Source organism: Nocardia sp. 852002-20019_SCH5090214 (assembly GCF_001665865.1).
GTDB classification, from domain to species: domain Bacteria; phylum Actinomycetota; class Actinomycetes; order Mycobacteriales; family Mycobacteriaceae; genus Nocardia; species Nocardia nova.
The window spans coordinates 54,591-73,755 of sequence record NZ_LZMK01000140.1 but is presented as its reverse complement, the minus strand read 5'-3'; the positions used below and the strand labels follow the sequence as shown (position 1 = coordinate 73,755).

Here is a 19,165-nt window from a genome sequence, read left to right as displayed (position 1 = left end):
CAGCACCTCATGATCGTTCACGGGGTGGGTCAGCATTCACCCGGAATCAGAGGGTCAGTCTTCAGGCGGAAGCGACAATCGTCGAACTGATCGACGACTTCGACGGCAAGTCGAAAGCCGAAGAGACGGTCTCGTTCAGCATCGATGGTGCCGAGTACGAGATCGATCTGTCGAACAAGAATGCGCGCAAATTGCGTGGCGCGTTGAAGGAGTGGACTGCCGCGGCTCGCAAGGTCGGCCGGATTTCCCGCGCCAAGACCAAGCCCACGACGCGTACCGCAGCCGACAAGCAGCAAACCGGCGCGATCCGTGAATGGGCAAAGAACAACGGCTACAACGTTTCCAGCCGCGGGCGGATCCAGGCCGACATCATCGAGGCATATCACCAGGCAAGTTAGACCTACTCGGCCCAGCCCAGCACATCACCCGAGTGATACACCACTGGTCGGGCGCCGCGCCGGTGGCCGACTCAGTCGGGTCCATCGGGCGAGACCGGGAGCGTGGCTGCGATGCATCCCAGCGACATGGCGCTTTTCAGGGTTTCTCGTGAGCCACGCCTCGTTCCCGAATTTGGGTCGCCGGTCGCCGAACGCCGCCGACACCTGAGATCCGGCCAAGAAGTAGTTCTCGATTCGGGATACCGCTTCCCTTCTGACTGCAGAGCTGGAAGTCTTTACTTCGTCTGGCGCCACGCGAGGGACTCGATACGAACCGAATCGAGGCCTCACCATGTTGCGACGCCGACATCTCCGTTGGGACGGCTGCGCCGAGAATCACGCATGCTTCCGCATGTGCCGCAGTTCGATCCCGAAAGTTGCTAGCCACCGACCTCGCGGTGAGGGGCCGCCGTCCACCGGCAGCTTCATGAATCCTCATTGGGGCCGGTGCCGGCGCCACGAGCACTTACTCCCTTTTCTGCCAACGATCGTCATCCTCCCCTCTTTCCTGTTCTTGCTTGCCGCAACGGCGCTCCGGCTGAGCGATTTCCGCAGAGGCGACCATGGAAGATGACGAAGTGTGGCTCAGCACCGATGAGGTCGCCGAGCGCCTGAAGATACCGAAGAAGACATTAGCCAGCTGGGCGGCCGCTCAACGTGGCCCACGCTTTGCACGCATGGGCCGCTACAGACGGTACCGCCTGTCGGATCTGCTGGCCTGGGAGCAGAGCAAGGTCGACGACGGCGGCGGCCAGCGCCGACCGTTGGACTAGTACGCGCAGTGCGTCTCCTGGCTGAATCCCGATCTCAATTTGCCTATGCATCCATCCGATTCATTTCGATGAAATACGTTGCGGCTGTTGCTGGTCGGCAAGAAGCGACGCAGCACCTGGCATGCACCGTCCAACCGGAAGCAACGGCATCTTTCTCGTCCCTGCCCACACGACGGACCGTTGGCTAATTTCCAGCGACTATTCACGCCTTGTAGGGCGGCGGTGCGATGGCCACGCTTCGGCGGGTGAATTCGGCAGCGACGCCACGCCATGGACCGGTAGCGCTCAGGACGACTCGCGCAGGCGTTCGGGCCGGCGGGACGAGCGTCCACGGTCTCGTCGGCGCGGGGTTGGGACCACTCAATGTTTCAAGGGAGGCGATATGGGAGGCCGGTTACCGAGACCGGTGGGCACTTTCGGTGTTCCGACGAAACCGAAGAAGCAGAAGAACGGTCGGTGGCGCACGACGGTTCGCTTCTACGGTGCCAGCGGCCCGACTCAGATCGAGCGGATCGGGCGCAGCTCCGACGACGCGAGCAACCGGCTCGCGGAGGCGATGCGCGACTATCGAGAGCAGCTGGGATACCGGCGCATCACTCGCAGTACCAAGCTGATCGAGCTTGCCGCCGAACTCCTTTCGGACCTCGAGGCCGACGAGGCCTATACCGAGGGCAACGTGGAGGACTATCGGCGCGAGATCTATGTGTCGACCGACAAACGCGCGGACCCCAGGACGATCAAGATCGAGAATTCCGTGGGAAATCTGCAGGTATGGCAGGCCACGACCGGCGAGCTGGATCGCCATCTCAAGCACCTGGTCGGATTGGGCAAGCGGCGCAAAGCCAAGCAGCACAAGATCATTCTCCGTGCGATGATGCAGATCGCAGTGCGTCACGGCGCCATCGACACCAACCCGGTCGACGGCGTGAGCGCGTTCACACGGCGCGGCACTCGCGCCCGCGGAAAGGTCGCCGACCCCGACGCGTTACCCGCCTTCCGGGAACAGGTGCGGGCATGGGCCCGCGGCGAGGAGATTCCCGGCACCCCCGCATACACCTGCGGTCCGCCGCGCGACTGGTCGGTGGTGTGGGTGGTGGACCTGATCTGCGGCACCGGCCTGCGACCGCACGAGGTCTTCGCCGTCCGCCTGGACGACATCAATCTCGACGCCGACACTCCCTACCTCGATGTCACCGGAACACTGGTCGAAGTGAAGGGGCCGGGCACGGGCGGATGGGCGCGCAAGCCCTTCCCCAAGTCGGTGCACGGCTGGCGCAGGATGCTGCTACCCGAGCATGCGGTGCAAGCGTGCCGGGAGGCGATGAAAGACCTCGAGATCACCGGTCAGCCGAACCCACACGGGGTGCTGTTCCCGGCGCGCAATGGTTCGTTGCGCAACCCCAATAACTTCGGGCGGGTGTGGCGGGCCGCACGGGGCGAGAACTACGCCTGGGTGACGCCACGGACCTTCCGCCGAGTGGTCGCCACGGTAATCGACAACGCCTACGGTGACCCCGAGCGGGCCGCGCGACAGCTCGGCAACACCGAAGCCGTGGCCAAAGCCCACTACATCGACATCCCCGAGACAGCCCCCGACAACCGGGCAGTCCTCGAGCGGTGGGCGCGCGGCGACGGCCCGAAAACGTGAGATTTCTGTGAGATCGGATCGAATTCCGGGCGCATCCCGGTCGATGAAAAATCCCCTCCGACGCTGGTCGGAGGGGATTTTCGTTGTCGGGCTGACAGGATTTGAACCTGCGACCACTTGACCCCCAGTCAAGTGCGCTACCAAGCTGCGCCACAGCCCGTTGCTCCCGCTTGCGGGTGCTCGAAGAGATTACCTCACTACCCCCTTGTTGGAGCAAATCGGCTGCTTGTGGGCAATCCCGCCCCCGGGCGCGGGCGGTGCGCGGTCCCTGAAGCGGCTCGTCTCTCCGGCGCCAGCCGAGGCGGACGGCGGCTACAAGTCAGCGGCGGCAGGGTCACTATTCGCCGATGCGCCGGCAGAGTGAAGAGTCGAAACAATCTGCCGCTCTTCCGAAGTCGCCGTGTGGCAGTCTGGAAGTTCGTTCCACGAGCATCGCGGGGGGCTGCCATGGGCTACTGGTTCGTCGCCATGGTCTTTCTCTGGGGTGGGTTGAGTGGTCTGCCTCTGAGCGCCAAGGCGGCTCGATTCGGTCTGTGCTTCGCTCGGGGCGGGGTCGTGGTAGCGGGGCGGATCGTCGACGTCGAGCGCAGTCACCGGACGGTTCCCGACAGCGATGGCACCGAAACGATCGTGAGTATTCGTCTCCGGTGGTCGCCTTCCACGCCGCCGACGGCCGGGAAATGCGGGAGTCGGCGATCGTCGCGCGAGCGCGCACGATAGCCGGCCGCTAGGAGGACCGGTTCGTCGCCGTCTCGCAGCGTGGCCAGTGGCAGGACCGGACGTGGACGCCGGGCCGCAATCGCGACCTGGTGACACATGTGACCGACGCGGCGAAGGCCTGCCCGAACCAGCGCTTCGCCCTGGTCGGTTACTCACAACCGCGAACGTGGTCGACGATTCGATCGGCATCAGCAGCGTGGGCGCGAAGGTCGGCGGGCCGATCGTGGCCACCCTTCCCGCGTCGGTGGCGCCGAAGATCGCGGCGATCCTGTTGTTCGGCAACCCGATTCGCGGTATCGGTCACAGCGTCACCGGCCCCTATGCGGACCGCACTCACGACACCTGCACCGCGAACGACCCGGTGTGCGATCCCCATGGCACGAGCTGGAAAGTGCACCGGACCAGCTACACCGCCACAGCGGATGAGGCTGCGGACTTCGCCGCCGCCCACCTGTGAGGCGCCGAAGACGCTCCGGAAAAGGTCGCCGCGTCCGAAACGGCTTGTGCTGGTGGGTTTTCGGATCTCGACAGACCACCACCCGCCCAACCGCATCCCATGCGGTTCGGCGGGTGGGTGAGGGACCGGGGTCAGATGCCGATCACGCCGCGCATCTGGCCGAACCAGCCCACGACCATGTTCACGATCTGAGACAAATCACCGATAATCATCGGGTTCCTCCTTTCGGTAACAGTTGCGGACTGCGCTTTTCGTCATACCCGAGAGGTCCGGGAATTAACGTCTTCTATCTGCCCTCGTCGGCACGGGTTTCGTCCTACTCCACGGAAACGGATAGACGGCAGTTGGACATTCGAACACCCGTCACCGAGCGTCCGCGCCGGTGCCAGCCAGAACCGCGGAAGAACAACCACTTTCGCGCCTGGCCGGAAACGTTGCCGCCGCGCTCCCACCCGAGGGTGGCTTACCGATCCGGCACCGCGACGGTGACACTGGACGGTATGCGTCTGAACCAGGTCACCGTCGGCAGCACGGACCTCGATCGAGCCGAGCACTTCTATCTGCTGCTCGGTCTGCGCCTGATCGTCAAGACCGAGCACTATCTGCGATTCGAATGCCCCGCGGGTGAGAGCACCTTCTCGGTCGACCGCGTCGACGCCGTACCGGGTGGCGAGGAAGTCACCGTCTATTTCGAGACCGACGACCTCGACGGCGAGTACCGGCGCCTGTCCGATGCCGGCATCGCATTCGAGCAGTCACCCGCCGATATGCCCTGGCTGTGGCGCGAAGCCCGGTTACGTGACCCCGACGGCCACCGGCTGTGCCTGTTCCACGCCGCCGGCAACAGGCGCAATCCGCCGTGGCGGCTGGCCGACTGATCGGCGGCGAACAGCTCGGCACTTTTCCTGTTTGCTAAACTCTGCAATCAAGAGCGACGGGGCAGGCCGTGGGGCCGCGAACCAAAAGGAGTGATTGCGTGCCCGGACTGAGCAGACCCCTCTATCAGATGAAAGCGGAGTTCTTCAAAACACTGGGGCATCCGATCCGGATTCGCGTTCTCGAACTGCTCAGCGAGCGCGAACAGGCGGTCTCCGAGATGCTGGCCGAGATCGGCATCGAGCCGGCGAATCTGTCCCAGCAGCTCGCGATTCTGCGCCGAGCCGGGCTGGTCGTGGCCCGGCGGGAGGGACTGTCGGTGACCTACGAGCTCACCTCCCCGCAGGTGGCCGAATTGCTGGCGGTGGCGCGGGCGATCTTGACCGGCGTGGTCGCGGGCCAAGCGGAGGCGCTGGAAGAGCTCGCCTGACGATCCGGGCACAGGGCGCCGGAACCAGTGGAGCGGGGGGCCCGAATGCGACCACTGTTTGCAGGTTTTCTAAACTAACTACATTGCAGCTTTATCAAGGAGGCAGGTCTCGTGTCCGACAGTTCACGTGTCATCGCACAGCTCGACGAGGTTCCGGTGGCCCACGAGAGCGTTCTGGCGTGGATCGCCGAGGTCGCCGAGCTGACGGCCCCCGAGCACATCGTCCTGTGCGACGGCTCCCGGGCGGAGTGGGATCGGCTGACCGCACGATTGGTCGACAAGCGAACGTTCGTTCCACTGACCGGTAAGCCGAACTCGTTCTGGTGTGTCTCCGATCCCGACGACGTGGCGCGGGTGGAGGATCGCACGTTCATCTGCTCCGAGCGCGAGACCGACGCCGGTCCGACCAACAACTGGGTCGACCCGGTGGATATGCGCACGGTGATGACCGAGCACTATCGCGGCGCGATGGCCGGCCGGACGATGTATGTCATCGCGTTCTGCATGGGGCCGCTCGATGCGCAGGACCCGAAATTCGGTGTGCAGATCACCGATTCGGAATATGTCGCGGTGTCGATGCAGATCATGACGCGGTCCGGCGACGCCGTCTGGGAAAAGCTCACGACCGGAACGGAATTCGTCAAATGCCTGCATTCGGTCGGCGCACCGCTGGGCGTCGGCGAGCCGGATGCGGCGTGGCCGTGCGATACCACCAAATACATCTCGCACTTTCCCGAGCGCCGCGAGATCTGGAGTTACGGATCCGGCTACGGCGGCAACGCGCTGCTGGGCAAGAAGTGTTTCGCACTGCGCATCGCCTCGGTACTCGGCCGGGACGAAGGGTGGCTGGCCGAGCACATGCTGATCCTGAAACTCACCTCCCCGCAGGGGAAGACGCACTACGTCGCCGCGGCGTTCCCGTCGTCGTGCGGCAAGACGAACCTGGCCATGCTCGAACCCGCACTCGACGGCTGGACCGCCGAGACGGTCGGTGACGATATCGCGTGGCTGCGCTTCGGCGCCGACGGCCGGCTCTACGCGGTCAATCCCGAGGCCGGATTCTTCGGTGTCGCCCCCGGCACCGGCGCCACGACCAATCCCAACGCGATCGCCACCATCGCGAAGGGCAATTCGATCTTCACCAACACCGCCCGCACCGCCGACGGGGACGTGTGGTGGGAGGGATTGACCGCCGAACCGCCCGCCCATCTCGTCGACTGGCACGGCGAGAACTGGACGTCCGACTCGGGAACGCCTGCCGCGCATCCGAATTCGCGGTACTGCACACCGATTCGACAGTGTCCCTCGGTCGCTCCGGAATGGGACGATCCGGCCGGCGTGCCGATTTCGGCGATCTTCTTCGGCGGCCGTCGCGCCACCACTGTCCCGCTGGTCGCCGAGTCCTTCGACTGGGCCCATGGGGTGTTCACCGCCTCGGTGCTGTCGTCGGAAACCACCGCCGCCGCGGCCGGGACGGTCGGCGTCGTACGGCGCGATCCGATGGCGATGCTGCCGTTCCTCGGCTATCACGTCGGTGACTACTTCGCCCACTGGCTCCGGCTGGGTGCCGCCGCCGACCCGGCGAAACTGCCGAAGATCTTCCAGGTCAACTGGTTCCGACGAGGTCCGGAAGGCGAATTCCTGTGGCCCGGCTTCGGCGACAACGTGCGCGTGCTGCAGTGGGCGCTGGAGCGTCTCGACGGCACCGCCGAGGCGGTCGAGACGCCGATCGGCTACGTGCCGGCGGTCGAGGCCCTCGATCTCACCGGCCTCGACGACGGGCAGCGGGCCCGGACGGCGGCATCGCTCGCGGTCGACATCGACGAGTGGGTGGCCGAGGTGGCCGACATCGACCACTGGTACGCCACCATCGGCGGCAATCGCCTGCCCGACGTGTTGCGGGAACAACTCGCCGCGCTGAAACTGCGTCTGGCAGCCCGGTTGTGAACATCGCAGCACTGCTCCCCCGCTGGTCGGATTGGCGTCCGGCCCTCCGCACCCCGGGCCCGGATCTGCTGTCGGGCCTGATCGTCGCCCTGGTGGCGTTGCCGCTGGCACTGGGATTCGGCATCAGCTCCGGACTCGGCGCCGCGGCCGGACTGGCCACCGCGGTCGTCGCGGGCATCGTGGCCGCGATATTCGGCGGCTCCCGTTTCCAGGTGTCGGGGCCGACCGGCGCGATGACCGTCGTGCTGGTTCCGATCGTCCACCAGCACGGCGGGGGCGGGGTGCTGGCCGTGGGCCTGATGGCCGGCATCGTGCTGGTGGCGCTCGCGGTCGCCGGGGCCGGGCGTGCGGTGCGATACATGCCGGCCCCGGTGATCGAGGGCTTCACCGCCGGCATCGCCGTGGTGATCGCCTTGCAGCAGTTCCCCAACGCTCTCGGCATCGCGCACGCGCACGGGGACAAGGTATGGCAGTCGGCCTATGACGCTGTGCGCCAATATATTTCGCAACCCCATCTCGCGCCGGTCGTGATCGCCGTCGCGGTGGCCGCGGTGATGCTCGTCGGCGGGCGGTTCCTGCCGAAGCTGCCCTTCGCGCTGCTGGCCGTGGCCGGCGCGACCGTCGTGGTCGCGCTCTTCGACATCCCCACCGCGGCCATCGGCGCCCTCCCGTCGGGACTCAGTGCTCCCACACTGAACTTCCTCGACTGGGGCAGCCTCGGATCGCTGGTGGCGCCCGCGCTGGCGGTCGCTGCGCTGGGCGCCCTCGAATCGCTGCTGGCGGCGACCGCCGCGGATGCCATGGCCGTCGGCACCCGCCACGATCCCGATCGCGAACTGTTCGGGCAGGGGTTGGCCAATATCGCCGCACCGCTGTTCGGCGGCGTGCCGGCTACCGGTGCGATCGCCCGCACGGCCGTCAATGTGCGCTCCGGGGCACGCACACGCCTGGCCGCGCTGACCCACGCGGTGGTGCTCGCCGCCATCATCTACCTCGCCGCACCGCTCGTCGCCGATATCCCGGTCGCGGCGCTGGCCGGGGTGCTGCTGGCCACGACGGTCCGCATGGTGGAAACCGCGTCGCTGACCGCCATCGCGCGTGCCTCACGCGGCGACGCACTCATCATGGCCGCGACGTTCCTGGTCACGGTCGCCATGGACCTGGTGACCGCGGTCGGTGTCGGCGTCGCGATCGCGATCGTCCTGGCGCTGCGTTCGGTGGCGAAAGAAGCTCGGCTGCAACAGGTTCCGCTCGACGAGAGCGACCACCTCAGCGAGGAACACCGCCTGTTGCACGACCGTATCGTCGCCTACCGCATCGACGGACCGCTGTTCTTCGCCGCCGCGCACCGCTTCCTGCTGGAGCTGACCGAGGTCGCCGACGTCCATGTGGTGGTCCTTCGCATGGCGCATGTCACCGCCCTCGACACGACCGGCGCACTGGTCCTCAAGGACGCCATCGCGAAACTGCAGCACCGCAACATCACGGTCCTGATGTCGGGCTTGCGCGACGAGCATCGCCGTCGGCTCGCGGCGCTCGGCGCCCTGCCCGCGGGCGGCGAGACGCAGATCTTCGAGCAGACGCCCGAGGCCCTCGCGTACGCGCGCGCCATGTGATCGCCGCGCGGCGAAACCGCCCAGCGCTGCGGCGATCTCGCCCGGCAGCCGCAGGGCGCGCGTAGCATCACCTGCCGTGAGTGGTGATCCGGGGCCGGGCGCACCGGCCGAAGGCGGGGACACGTCCTTCACCGGATCGATCCCGCAGATCTACGACACGCTGCTGGTTCCGATGATCTTCGCCGAACCCGCCCGGTTGCTCGCGCAGGCGGTGGCCGCGACGGACGCGGTCGACATCCTCGAAACCGCGGCGGGGACCGGGGTGCTGACCAGAGCGCTCGCCCGGCTCGACGGTCGCGACATCGTGGCGACCGACCTGAACGAACCCATGTTGACGACCGCCGCGAACCGCACGGCATCGGATCGAGTGCGGTGGCAGGTCGCCGACGCCCGAGACCTGCCGTTCGCCGAATGCTCGTTCGACCTGGTGGCATGCCAGTTCGGCGCGATGTTCCTGCCCGACAAGGTCGGCGGATACGCCGAGACCCTGCGAGTGTTGCGCCCGGGCGGCGTGTTCGTCTTCAACGTCTGGGACCGGCTCGAGACCAATGTGGTGACCCTGATCGTCACCGAGGCGCTGTGCGCGGCGGCACCGGACGAGCCGCTCGAATTCTTTCGCCGCACGCCCCACGGATACTTCGACATCGATCGGATTCGCGGCGAACTCGCGGCGGCCGGCTTCGAGCGGATCACCGGTGAGTACATCGACGGGTCGAGCCGCACGACGGCCGAGACCGCGGCGGTCGCCCTCTGCCAGGGCACCCCGCTGCGCGGCGAGATCGAACGGCACTCCTCGCTCGATCTCGAATCCGCGACCGCGATCGCTGCCGAGGCGCTGCGCCGGCGGTACGGCACGGGCGAATTCGACGCGCCGATGCGGTGGCTGCAGGTGAGCGCGCGTCGACCGGACCGAGTCCCCGAGACGCGGTCCGGCTGGCGCGAGATATCAGATTCTGCGCGGATCCCAGGTGGCGATCGCCCAGATCACCACGATGTCGAGGGCGATGACCAGGATCGACCACCACGGATAGTGCGGCAGCCACAGGAAATTGGCGATGATCGACAAACCCAGTAGCGCGATCGCCAACATCTGCCCCCAGGTCGAACGCGTGAACAACCCGGCGGCGGCCGCCACCATGAGGATGCCGAGGATCAGGTGGATCCATCCCCATCCGCTGATGTCGAACTTGTAGATGTATTGCGGTCCGGAAACGTAGACGTCGTCCTTCACGATGGCCGAAATGCCCTGCAGGATGGACACGATTCCGGTGACGGCCAGTAGGGCCGCCGCGGCCAGCGAGGTGCCGGCCGCCACCGCATTGCGGGTGTCGTTTCGCCCGTTGCGTGTTCCGTGTTCCGTAGCCGTCACGACGGCTCACCCCTTTTCGTGAACCTCGCCGGCGGATCCGCCGGCGCGTACCGACATGCGTCGGTTCCGGTGGGTTGTGACATGCGGCCCTGCGCTGCCTCCTGACCAGCCGCCGCGGCGGATGATGGTCCCGGTTCGCTCATCGACCTGGTACATCGCTCGATGGACGAATTCGGCGAGCCAACCGGGCATCTAACGATTCGTCGCGGAAAACCTCGCGGATAATCACGAACCGATGGACCGTGCGATCGACCCCGAAACGTAACCGAATCGCCGTATTCCGCGTCACCCGGTCGCCGTGGGCTCGGTCTCCGCGGTGGTTTCGGGCGCCGCCGCGGGCCGCGCGAGAATTTCGACGATCAGCAGCAGCGCTCCCGCGACCAGCACGATCCCCACCACGACCAAACCGGTCGCGTAGGGCCACAGCACCAGCACGAGCACCGCGCCGGCGAGCACGGCGAGGCGCAGCGGTGTGCGGTAATGCGCGACGAACGACTCGACCACGTTGGGCGGGCGCCCACGCCGGCCGCGGACGGCGACCATGAGCCGCCCGAAGCCGGAACGCACGGACTGCGCCGAATGAGACGACCCCGCCAGATATCCCACCGCGGCCACGACCAGGCTGACGACCGCGACCGCGCGCAGTGACACCCGCATCGGGTGGATCACGGTATCGAACAGCGCGGAGGCGGCCGGCGGCGACAACGCGTCGGGCGGAACGGAATCGAGGTAGATACTGCGAGCGATCACCACCCCGACGGCCAGCAGCACCATCGCGACCGCACCGGCGACGCCGACCAGTGCGAGGGTCCGCAGCCGCCGGCCGCGGGGAGCCAGCCACACCGCACCCGCCGCGGTGGCCAGCGCCACCCACGGCAGGATGTTCGCCGCGCGGTCGAGCGTGCGCAGCCATTTCTGGTACTTGGGCAGCTCGGTGGCATGGAAGATGACGAATTGCGCGTCGACATCGGGAATCTTGTCGGCGAAGGTGATTCCGCGTGCGTCGAGCCGTTCGCGCACGGTCGCGAGGATCGGCTTCAGCGAAATGCTCACGGTGCCGTTGTCGCTGACCTCGATTCCGGGTCTGGTCTCACCCTTGACCACATGGACCAGTGCGTCGTGCGCGCGGCGGTTGGCCGTGTCCCACGCCTCGCGGAACTGATCGCTGGTCACCACGGCCGTCGCGGCCTGGTGGATGTAGTTCTCGGCCTGGTCGGCCACCAGCGCGGGCAGACTGTTCAACGCCGCGACGGCACGGGGGCGATCCGACAATTGCCCGACGTTCTGCGTGAGCGCGTTGACCGCATCCGCCGTGTACGCCTTGATGTCGACGCGACCGACGATCGCATCGGTGATCTTGTCGGCCAGTTCCTTCTGGATCGCCGGATCGGTGGCCAGCGGTGCGACGGTCGTGACGTAGCGGTCGGTATCGAAGATCTGGCTGCGCACGAACCGCGTCGTCACCGATCCGATGATCAGTAGCGCGGTCAGGACCAGCAGCAGCACGACGCCGGTCCAGCGCCAGGCGTGCCGATGAGATGGGCGCGGTGGATGCGCTGCGACATACGCGCGCAACCGCTCGAGTTCGGCGCGATCATCGGTGGACAGTTCCGCATTCGACGCCGGCGGGCGAGCATCTCGATCTTCGGCGGACATGATGACTCACACCCTTCCGGGCCGATCGACACGGCCCAGAACTGATTCGGCGCCGCTGCCCTCGGGGGGACAACGCATTCGCCGCCGACCGCGGATCGATCCCACACCGTGACCCAACGGTGCTGCCCCGGTACGGATCAGGCGGGTCGCTCGCGAGAAGCACCGCCCGCGAACCGCGCCTTATTCGTGGGGCAGCTCGCCGGTGACGATGTGGTCGGCGAGATTGAGTCCTTCCCGGACGAGGCGGGCGAGGTGGCCGTCGCGGATGCGGTAGATGATGCGGCGGCCTTCGCGGCGAGTCTCGACCATGCCGGTGAAGCGGAGTTTCGCCAGGTGCTGGCTGACCGCGGTGCGGGAGCCGCCGCAGGCCTCGGTGAGGGCGGTGACGTCGGCCTCGCCGTCGGCGAGAACCCAGAGGATGTGCAGCCGGGTCGGGTCGGCGAGCATCCGGAACACCGAGGTGGCGGCTTCGAGACGGGCCGGGTCGGGTTCGACGATGTGCACCAGGCTGGGCGGCAGGGCGTCGACTGCGGGGGTTTCCTCACCGGTCATGGGCTGGTTCACCGACTTCCTGCTGTGGCCATCTGCGCACCCGACGATACGTGCACCGGCCACATTCGCGCGGCAACCACGGCGGCCACGGCCGCCAGGACCATCAGGGTCAGCGCCGCGCCGGCCTGTCCGGCGGCGGCGCCCAGCCAGCCGGCGATCGGATAGGTCACCAGGAAGCAGGCGTGTGAGAGCGAGAACTGCGCGGTGAACACGGCCGTGCGGGTGCTGCCGTCGGATTGGGCGCGCAGCAGTCGCGCCGAGGGCGTGTTGATCAGCGAGGTGCCCACCCCCATGATCGACCAGGCCACCCCCAGCAGCACCCAGCCCGCGCGTGGTCCGGGCTCGAGCGCCGCGAGCGTCGCGGCACCGGCGAGGCCGACGGGCAGGATCGCGCAGCCGACCAGCATGAGACGCCGATCGGGAATGCCGGTGAGCAGTCGCGGGATCGCCAGCGCGGCGATCATCGAACCGCCGCCGAAGCAACCCAGCGCCACCGCCACCACGGGTGCCGGCCCGTGCAGCAGGTCGCGGACGTAGACCACGGTATTGACCACGACCAGCGAAGTCGCCGCGGCGACAGCGACATTCATCGCCAGCAACCCGCGCAGCACCGGGCTCGCCGCCATGAGCCGTGCGCCCCAGGTGATCCGGGCCGGCAGCGAGCCGGAGCGGTCGGCGGGCACCGATCGAGGGAGCGAGGTGCGCACGACCATGATCGCGGAGGTCGCGAAACCTGCGGCGGTGCCGACGAACAGCAGGTGGTAGCCGACCACGGTCAGCAATGCCGCCGCCAGTACGGGACTGAGCAGCGATTCCAGGTCGTAGGCCAGCCGTGAGAGCGACAGCCCGCGGGTGTAGTCCTCCTCGTCCGGCAGGATCGACGGGATGACCGCCTGGAATGCCGGGGTGAAGGTCGCCGAGGCCGCCTGCAGCACGAAGATCAGGACATAGATCTGCCAGACGTGCGTGACCAGCGGCAACAGCAAGGCGATGACCAGCCGAACCACATCGGCCGAGACCAGCAGCATCCGCCGCGGCACCCGATCGGTCAGCGCCGAGACCACCGGTGCCACGCCGACGTAGGCGACCATCTTGATCGCGAGTGCCGTGCCCAGCACCGCACCGGCATCGGATCCGGCCAGATCGTAGGCCGCCAAACCCAGCGCGACCGTGAGCAGACCGGTTCCGACGAGGGCCACCACCTGTGCGGTGAACAAGCGCCGGAAACGGTCGTGTCGCAACACCTCCAGCACGTCGGGCCTCCAGAATCCGCGGGACGCATCGAACACGGCCAGTTTAAGACAATAGGTGCGCAATTGCGAACTTATTGTCTCTTCAACGGGCTGCGCCCGCGCCGCGCCACGATTCGATCTCCGCCGAGAGGTGGAGGTAGGTTCGGGTCGACAGGCCGGAAATTCGCCGTCGGCGAGAGCGCAAGGAGGTCCAGCGTGCAAGGGATCTCGCTCGAGGCGGATCGGTGGCGGGAACGGCTGCGCACCAATCTGTGGTTCGTCCCGACGCTGGAAGTCCTGGCCGCGGTGGCGCTGTTCGCACTGACCTTCACGCTCGACCGCGCGGCCTACCACAACGGCACGAGCCTGCCCACCTGGGTGCTGGGCGGCACGCCCGATGCGGCACGCCAGGTTCTCACCGCCATCGCGGCCGCGATCATCACCGTGGTCGGTGTCGTCTTCTCGATCACGATCCTGGCGCTGACGCTGGCCTCCACTCAGTTCGGGCCGCGCATGCTGCGCAACTTCATCCGCGACCGCGGCACCCAGCTGACGCTCGGCACCTTCGTCGCGACCTTCGTCTACGCCATCGCGGCACTGGTGTCGGTCGGCGAGAATTTCGTCCCGCACATCAGCGCGACGGTGTCGATCGGCTCGCTGGTGGTGGATCTGGCGGTGCTGATCTACTTCATCAATCACATCGGCGGGCAGATCCAGCTGCCGAATGTGGTCGCCGACATCGCGCGCGAAGTGCGCACGGCGGTCGACGCCAATGCCGATACCACCGCGAGCGGGGCGAAACATGGTCCGTCGGCGCGGGAACTCCGCGATCTGCTGGCCCGCTCCGGTGGCGAGGTGCGCACCTCCAGCAGCGGATATCTCCAGTACATCCGCTACGAGCGGCTGGTCCGGCTGGCCGCCGAAGCGGATGCGGTCATCCATTTACCTTATCGCCCAGGACATTTCGTGACCGAGGGGCAGGTGATCGCGCGGGTGTGGCCGGCACAGGCCGCGAAGGGGATCGAGAAGAAATTCTCCCGCGGCCACGTCACCGGCTCGATGCGCAGCCTGGTGCAGGACGTCTCCTTCGGCGTCGATCAGATCGTCGAGATCGCACTGCGTGCGCTCGCCTCCGCGACCAACGACACCTTCACGGTGCTGACGTGTATCGATTGGCTCGGCGACTGCCTGTCGCGGATCGCGGTCACCTGGGAGCCGAATCCGGTGCGCCGCGACAAGGACGGTCATATCCGGGTGCTCGCCGCCCAGGTCAGCTACGAGCGGCTGGTGCAGCGCGCGTTCGAGAAGATCCGCCAGGCCGGTGCCGGGCAGCCGGCCGTGATGATTCGCCAGCTCGACGCGCTGGCACAGATCGCCGACCGCGTCACCGACCCCGATCGGCTCCGGGTGATCCTCGAACAGGCGACGATGATCGAGCACGCCGTCCCGCTCATCCCGGAAGAACCCGACCGCGCCGACGTCCTGCGCCGCTGCCACGCCCTGCGCGGCCAGATCGCGGCGGAGCGCTCGGCGCTCGCCACGCGATCGCGAAAGACCACGCTCACACCGAATCCGAAGCCGTAGCTCGGCGGCGCTCAGATCGGATCGCCGCCGGCGACTCGACAATTCTTCGCCCGATGTCGATTCCGGCGGCGGCCGTTCGTATAGGAGGTGAGGGGCGCGATCGTGCGCGTTCCCGGAATCGAGAGGAGCAGGGCGATGCGAGCGATCACGGTGACCATGAATGTCACGCTCGACGGTGTCGTACAGGGGCTGGGACGCGCGGACGAGGACACCCGGGGCGGTTTTCCGTTCGGCGGCTGGGGGCAGCGATTTCAGGACGAGGTGCTCGCCCGGGAGATGGGCGGGGATATGGCCCGGCCCGGCGACATGCTGTTCGGGCGGCGCACCTGGGAGGACTTCACCACCGTGTGGGGACGGGCGGACGACAACCCCTACAGCGAACATATGAACGCGGCGACGAAGTACGTCGCATCGACCGGCCTCGACGACGTCGACGCGTGGCAGAACTCGATTCTGTTGCGCGGCGACGCGACTCGGACCGTGCGCGAACTGAAGGCACGTCCGGGAAAGGATCTGTCGATCATCGGCAGTGCGGCCCTGGTGCGCAGCCTGCACGCCGCCGGGCTGATCGATCGGTACACGCTGGTGATCCACCCACTCACCCTCGGTGCGGGGACCAGGTTGTTCGAGGGCGCGGCGCCGTTGACCGAATTTCGCCTCCTCGGTAGCGTCGCGACCACCGCGGGTGTGATCATCGCCCGCTACGCCCGGCGCTGAGGAGAGGGCCGTGCCCGAGTATCTGCTCTCGATCTACCAACCCGACAGTGGTGCGCCCGATGCCGAGACCATGGAACGGATCGTCGCCGAATTGCACCGCCTCAACGAAGAATTGCGCGAGAGCGGGTCGTGGGTGTTCACCGGCGGCCTGCACGCGGCGGACAGCGCGACCGTGGTGCGCGCCGACGGGCTGATCACCGACGGGCCCTATCTGGAGGGCAAGGAACATATCGGTGGCATCTGGGTGATCACCGCGGCCGATCTGGACGCGGCGCTGGCCTGGGGACGCAAGGCCGCGGCGGCCACCACGTTGCCGATCGAAATCCGCCCGTTCCGGGATGTTCCGCCGTTCTGACGCGATGACGCCGGATCGGATCGCCGCCGTCTTCCGCGCCGAATACGGCCGGGCCGTCGCCGTGCTGATTCGCACGCTCGGCGATATCGACCTGGCCGAGGACGCGGTCGCCGACGCCTTCGCCACCGCGCTGCGCCGCTGGCCGCAGGACGGACCGCCGCCGAGTCCGGCCGGGTGGATCATCACCACCGCCCGGCGCCGAGCCATCGATACGCTGCGCCGCGAATCCGCCAGGGCCGGCAAGTACGCCGAGGCGGCGATCGTGCACGCCCCGCCCGACGACGCCGAGGAGACCGCCGTGCCCGACGAGCGCCTCCGGCTGATCTTCACCTGCTGCCATCCGGCACTGAACCGGCCCGCGCAGGTCGCGCTGACGCTGCGGCTGCTGGGCGGGCTGACAACGCCCGAAATCGCGCGCGCGTTCCTGGTCCGGGAGGCGACGATGGCGCAGCGACTGGCCCGCGCGAAGGCCAAGATTCGCGACGCCCGTATCCCCTACCGGGTGCCCGGCCAGGCCGAGTTGCCCGAGCGGCTCGATTCGGTGCTCGCGACCCTGTTTCTCATCTTCAACGAGGGATATGTCGCCTCGTCGGGCACGGAACTGCTGCGCGCGGACCTGTGCGAGGAGGCCGTGCGGCTCACGCGCGCACTGGTCGAGTCGATGCCCGAGGAGCCGGAGGCGGCGGGCCTGCTCGCCCTCATGCTGCTCACCCATGCTCGCCGCGGCGCCCGCACCGATGCGACCGGCGCCTTCGTCCGGCTCGCCGACCAGGACCGCGGCCGCTGGGATGCCGCACTGGTCGCGGAGGGCCGGGCGATCGTCCGCACCTGCCTGCGCCGCAACCGCCCCGGCCGGTATCAGCTGCTCGCCGCGATCAATGCCGCGCACACCGATCCGGTCACCGACTGGACGCAGATCCTCGCGCTCTACGACCGGTTGGCGCGCCTGGACCCGAATCCCGTTGTGGCACTTCATCGAGCGGTGGCGGTGGCCGAGGTCGACGGGCCGGCCGCGGCACTGAGTCTCGTCGACGGCCTGGACCTGACCGAGCACTACCTGTTTCACGCCGTCCGCGCGGATCTGCTTGCCCGCCTGGGCCGGACGGACGAGGCGAGGCGCAGTTTCGATACCGCGGCCCGCCTCACCGGAAATCAACGCGAACGCGACTACCTCGCCACCCGAAGTGCCGCGCTCACACCCCGCTGACCGGTCACCGCGCCCGCGCCACCGCGCGAATCGCGCGCAGCCGCCCGTCGGCCAGCGCATCGGTGAGATGTGCTGCGCGCGTGGCGAAGTCGGGCACGAAGGCGTGCAGGCCCAGCGGGCTCGGCGGTAGCTGGCGCACCATGCGCATCACGGCCACGGCCTCGTCGGTGCGGTCGTCCCACCGCTCGACGGCGAATCCGGCCGCCTCGATCGTCGTCCGCAGGGTGGCGGGCGTGGTGAGGTGACCGAAGCCGGGGCCGTCGGCCCACGGGAGCGGATAGTCGGGTTCACCGGCGCCGGAGGCGGTGATATCCCAGAGTGCGAGCCGTCCCCCACGCGCCAGAACTCGGCGCATTTCGTGGTAGAGGCCGTTCTTGTCGGCGATATTCATCTGGACGTGCTGACTGAATACGACCTGGAAGGCGCCGTCCGGAAACGGTAGTGCGGTGACATCGGCGCACCGCACGGTGATGCGGTCGTCCAACCCCACGAGCCGGTCGAGCCAGCGAGCGATCTCGCAGTACTCCTCGACCAGATCGACTCCGGTGACCCGGCAGCCGAATCGGTCCGCCAGGTATCGGGCGGTGCCGCCGATGCCGGTGCCGGCGTCGAGAACCTCGGTGGCGGAAGAGATGTCGACCAGATCGGCCAGTTCACCGGTGGCGATGCGCCCACTGGTGTGGAAGTCCTCGAGCATCGCCAGATCGTCGAGCCGCAGGCGGCCGAGATCCTTTCCGGCGGCCAGCAACGCCCGTTCGATATCGGCCCGGGCCGCGCCGGTGGCGTACTGGGCGGGGATCTGGCTGCGAGTCATGCGCTTGCTCCGATACAGAGGGAATTCCCGGCCACTCGGCGACCGACCTTGCCATTTCATGCTAGGACGAGAAAGTAGAGTTTTTCAACTAACAAATTCAGAATCTCTACTTCAGGCCGGTATAGTGGACGCATGCGAAGCTACGGCCAGTACTGTTCGATCGCCCGCGCGCTGGATGTGGTGGGCGATCGCTGGACCCTGCTGATCGTGCGCGAGCTGCTGATCCAGGGGCCGTGCCGATTCACCGATCTCAAGAACGGGCTGCCCGGCATCGCCGCGAATCTGCTGTCCACCCGCCTGCGCGAACTGGAGGACGCCGGATTGATCGCCCGCGACGACGCGCCGCCGCCCGTCGCATCGGCTCTCTATCGGCTCACCGATGCGGGCCGGGAACTGGAACCCGCACTGCGAGCACTGGGACGCTGGGGACTGCGGTACATGGACACGGTCGACCCGGACGACGCGTTCCTCCCGCAGTGGCTGGCCTACGCAGCCGGATGGTTCACCGCCGACGCCGATCCCGCGGCCGCACCGGTGGTGATTCAACTCGTCGTCGACGAGGTGCGTGCGGTCGTCGACATCGGCGCAGGTCGCGTCGAGACCCGCGTCGGCAGCACCGACGCCGCCGATCTGACCCTCGACGGACCCGCCAATGCGGTCCTCGGCCTGCTCACCGGCGTGATCGATCTGAACGTGGCACAGCAGCTCGGCCTCGCCGCACGCGGCGACCACGACGCACTCACCCGCCTGCGGCCCGTCGCGCAAGACTCATAAC

At 67.6% G+C, this 19,165-nt stretch carries 18 protein-coding genes, 1 tRNA gene and 1 pseudogene; 14 read left to right on the top strand and 6 right to left on the bottom strand.

The features are described from left to right. Positions 1 to 77: 77 nt before the first annotated feature. The 3 genes from A5780_RS12150 to xerC all read left to right on the top strand — a co-directional run bounded on the left by A5780_RS12150 (position 78) and on the right by xerC (position 2,858). On the top strand, positions 78 to 398 hold the full coding sequence (locus tag A5780_RS12150; RefSeq protein WP_064908477.1) for an Lsr2 family protein: 321 nt from the start codon (positions 78 to 80) through the stop codon (positions 396 to 398). A gap of 602 nt (positions 399 to 1,000) precedes the next feature. Then, positions 1,001 to 1,210: a helix-turn-helix domain-containing protein gene (locus A5780_RS12145; protein ID WP_064908469.1), complete on the top strand. Its 210-nt coding sequence runs from the start codon at positions 1,001 to 1,003 to the stop codon at positions 1,208 to 1,210. A gap of 406 nt (positions 1,211 to 1,616) precedes the next feature. Beyond that, positions 1,617 to 2,858 (top strand): tyrosine recombinase XerC, encoded by a 1,242-nt coding sequence (xerC, locus tag A5780_RS12140; RefSeq protein ID WP_064908468.1) that lies wholly within the window; start codon positions 1,617 to 1,619, stop codon positions 2,856 to 2,858. Positions 2,859 to 2,944: 86 nt separating this feature from the next. Here the strand turns inward: xerC and A5780_RS12135 are convergent. After that, positions 2,945 to 3,018: transfer RNA gene (locus A5780_RS12135), tRNA-Pro, on the bottom strand. A 726-nt stretch (positions 3,019 to 3,744) separates the two neighbouring features. Between A5780_RS12135 and A5780_RS12130 the strand changes: the two genes are divergently transcribed. From A5780_RS12130 to A5780_RS41815, 6 genes and pseudogenes are all read left to right on the top strand, one after another. Further along, entirely contained in the window at positions 3,745 to 4,035 is a 291-nt protein-coding gene (locus A5780_RS12130) for a cutinase family protein (protein ID WP_064908467.1), read from the top strand. Between the two features lie 500 nt (positions 4,036 to 4,535). Next, positions 4,536 to 4,913 carry a VOC family protein gene (locus A5780_RS12125; RefSeq protein ID WP_030515883.1) on the top strand — a complete coding sequence of 126 codons (378 nt, stop codon included), beginning with the start codon at positions 4,536 to 4,538 and terminating at the stop codon, positions 4,911 to 4,913. 128 nt (positions 4,914 to 5,041) lie between these two features. Then, the gene (locus tag A5780_RS12120; RefSeq protein WP_063016039.1) at positions 5,042 to 5,341 is read left to right on the top strand and encodes a helix-turn-helix transcriptional regulator; all 300 of its coding nucleotides are present in this window, start codon (positions 5,042 to 5,044) and stop codon (positions 5,339 to 5,341) included. 111 nt (positions 5,342 to 5,452) lie between these two features. After that, positions 5,453 to 7,288 (top strand): phosphoenolpyruvate carboxykinase (GTP), encoded by a 1,836-nt coding sequence (locus tag A5780_RS12115; protein ID WP_064908466.1) that lies wholly within the window; start codon positions 5,453 to 5,455, stop codon positions 7,286 to 7,288. Beyond that, positions 7,285 to 8,904 carry a SulP family inorganic anion transporter gene (locus A5780_RS12110; RefSeq protein WP_227463034.1) on the top strand — a complete coding sequence of 540 codons (1,620 nt, stop codon included), beginning with the start codon at positions 7,285 to 7,287 and terminating at the stop codon, positions 8,902 to 8,904. The genes A5780_RS12115 and A5780_RS12110 overlap by 4 nt, the downstream gene beginning before the upstream one ends. Before the next feature lie 172 nt (positions 8,905 to 9,076). After that, a pseudogene (locus A5780_RS41815) lies at positions 9,077 to 9,427 on the top strand (class I SAM-dependent methyltransferase); the annotation flags it as partial. Positions 9,428 to 9,850: 423 nt separating this feature from the next. On the opposite strand, the gene A5780_RS39060 reads toward A5780_RS41815, so the two are convergent. From A5780_RS39060 to A5780_RS12085, 4 genes are all read right to left on the bottom strand, one after another. Continuing rightward, the gene (locus A5780_RS39060; RefSeq protein ID WP_063016037.1) at positions 9,851 to 10,273 is read right to left on the bottom strand and encodes a hypothetical protein; all 423 of its coding nucleotides are present in this window, start codon (positions 10,271 to 10,273) and stop codon (positions 9,851 to 9,853) included. Between the two features lie 285 nt (positions 10,274 to 10,558). Then, positions 10,559 to 11,929, bottom strand: coding sequence for a hypothetical protein (locus A5780_RS12095; protein WP_064908464.1), 1,371 nt, complete (start codon positions 11,927 to 11,929; stop codon positions 10,559 to 10,561). 180 nt (positions 11,930 to 12,109) lie between these two features. Next, complete coding sequence (locus A5780_RS12090) at positions 12,110 to 12,481, bottom strand: metalloregulator ArsR/SmtB family transcription factor (RefSeq protein ID WP_062966999.1); 372 nt, start codon at positions 12,479 to 12,481, stop codon at positions 12,110 to 12,112. A gap of 8 nt (positions 12,482 to 12,489) precedes the next feature. Further along, positions 12,490 to 13,770, bottom strand: coding sequence for an MFS transporter (locus A5780_RS12085; RefSeq protein ID WP_369829521.1), 1,281 nt, complete (start codon positions 13,768 to 13,770; stop codon positions 12,490 to 12,492). Between the two features lie 159 nt (positions 13,771 to 13,929). Between A5780_RS12085 and A5780_RS12080 the strand changes: the two genes are divergently transcribed. The 4 genes from A5780_RS12080 to A5780_RS12065 all read left to right on the top strand — a co-directional run bounded on the left by A5780_RS12080 (position 13,930) and on the right by A5780_RS12065 (position 17,576). Continuing rightward, positions 13,930 to 15,297: a DUF2254 domain-containing protein gene (locus tag A5780_RS12080; protein WP_063016033.1), complete on the top strand. Its 1,368-nt coding sequence runs from the start codon at positions 13,930 to 13,932 to the stop codon at positions 15,295 to 15,297. A gap of 135 nt (positions 15,298 to 15,432) precedes the next feature. Beyond that, positions 15,433 to 16,014, top strand: coding sequence for a dihydrofolate reductase family protein (locus A5780_RS12075; RefSeq protein WP_064907216.1), 582 nt, complete (start codon positions 15,433 to 15,435; stop codon positions 16,012 to 16,014). A gap of 10 nt (positions 16,015 to 16,024) precedes the next feature. Continuing rightward, a complete protein-coding gene (locus A5780_RS12070) occupies positions 16,025 to 16,369 on the top strand; it encodes a YciI family protein (protein WP_063025817.1) in 345 nt (114 codons plus the stop codon). A gap of 4 nt (positions 16,370 to 16,373) precedes the next feature. Then, on the top strand, positions 16,374 to 17,576 hold the full coding sequence (locus tag A5780_RS12065) for an RNA polymerase sigma factor (RefSeq protein ID WP_064908476.1): 1,203 nt from the start codon (positions 16,374 to 16,376) through the stop codon (positions 17,574 to 17,576). Between the two features lie 4 nt (positions 17,577 to 17,580). On the opposite strand, the gene A5780_RS12060 is transcribed toward A5780_RS12065, so the two are convergent. Next, the gene (locus A5780_RS12060) at positions 17,581 to 18,390 is read right to left on the bottom strand and encodes a class I SAM-dependent methyltransferase (protein WP_063016030.1); all 810 of its coding nucleotides are present in this window, start codon (positions 18,388 to 18,390) and stop codon (positions 17,581 to 17,583) included. A 132-nt stretch (positions 18,391 to 18,522) separates the two neighbouring features. Here A5780_RS12060 and A5780_RS12055 point away from each other — a divergent pair, with 132 nt between their 5' ends. Further along, a complete protein-coding gene (locus A5780_RS12055) occupies positions 18,523 to 19,164 on the top strand; it encodes a helix-turn-helix domain-containing protein (protein WP_063016029.1) in 642 nt (213 codons plus the stop codon). The last annotated feature ends 1 nt before the right edge of the window (position 19,165 follow it).

Coding starts and splice junctions, on each gene's coding strand:
- A5780_RS12090 (WP_062966999.1), bottom strand. CDS start 12,481: ATGACCGGTGAGGAAACCCCCGCAGTCGACGCCCTGCCGCCCAGCCTG.
- A5780_RS12125 (WP_030515883.1), top strand. CDS start 4,536: ATGCGTCTGAACCAGGTCACCGTCGGCAGCACGGACCTCGATCGAGCC.
- A5780_RS12120 (WP_063016039.1), top strand. CDS start 5,042: ATGAAAGCGGAGTTCTTCAAAACACTGGGGCATCCGATCCGGATTCGC.
- A5780_RS12065 (WP_064908476.1), top strand. CDS start 16,374: ATGACGCCGGATCGGATCGCCGCCGTCTTCCGCGCCGAATACGGCCGG.
- A5780_RS12060 (WP_063016030.1), bottom strand. CDS start 18,390: ATGACTCGCAGCCAGATCCCCGCCCAGTACGCCACCGGCGCGGCCCGG.
- A5780_RS12095 (WP_064908464.1), bottom strand. CDS start 11,929: ATGTCCGCCGAAGATCGAGATGCTCGCCCGCCGGCGTCGAATGCGGAA.
- A5780_RS12145 (WP_064908469.1), top strand. CDS start 1,001: ATGGAAGATGACGAAGTGTGGCTCAGCACCGATGAGGTCGCCGAGCGC.
- A5780_RS12075 (WP_064907216.1), top strand. CDS start 15,433: ATGCGAGCGATCACGGTGACCATGAATGTCACGCTCGACGGTGTCGTA.
- A5780_RS12055 (WP_063016029.1), top strand. CDS start 18,523: ATGCGAAGCTACGGCCAGTACTGTTCGATCGCCCGCGCGCTGGATGTG.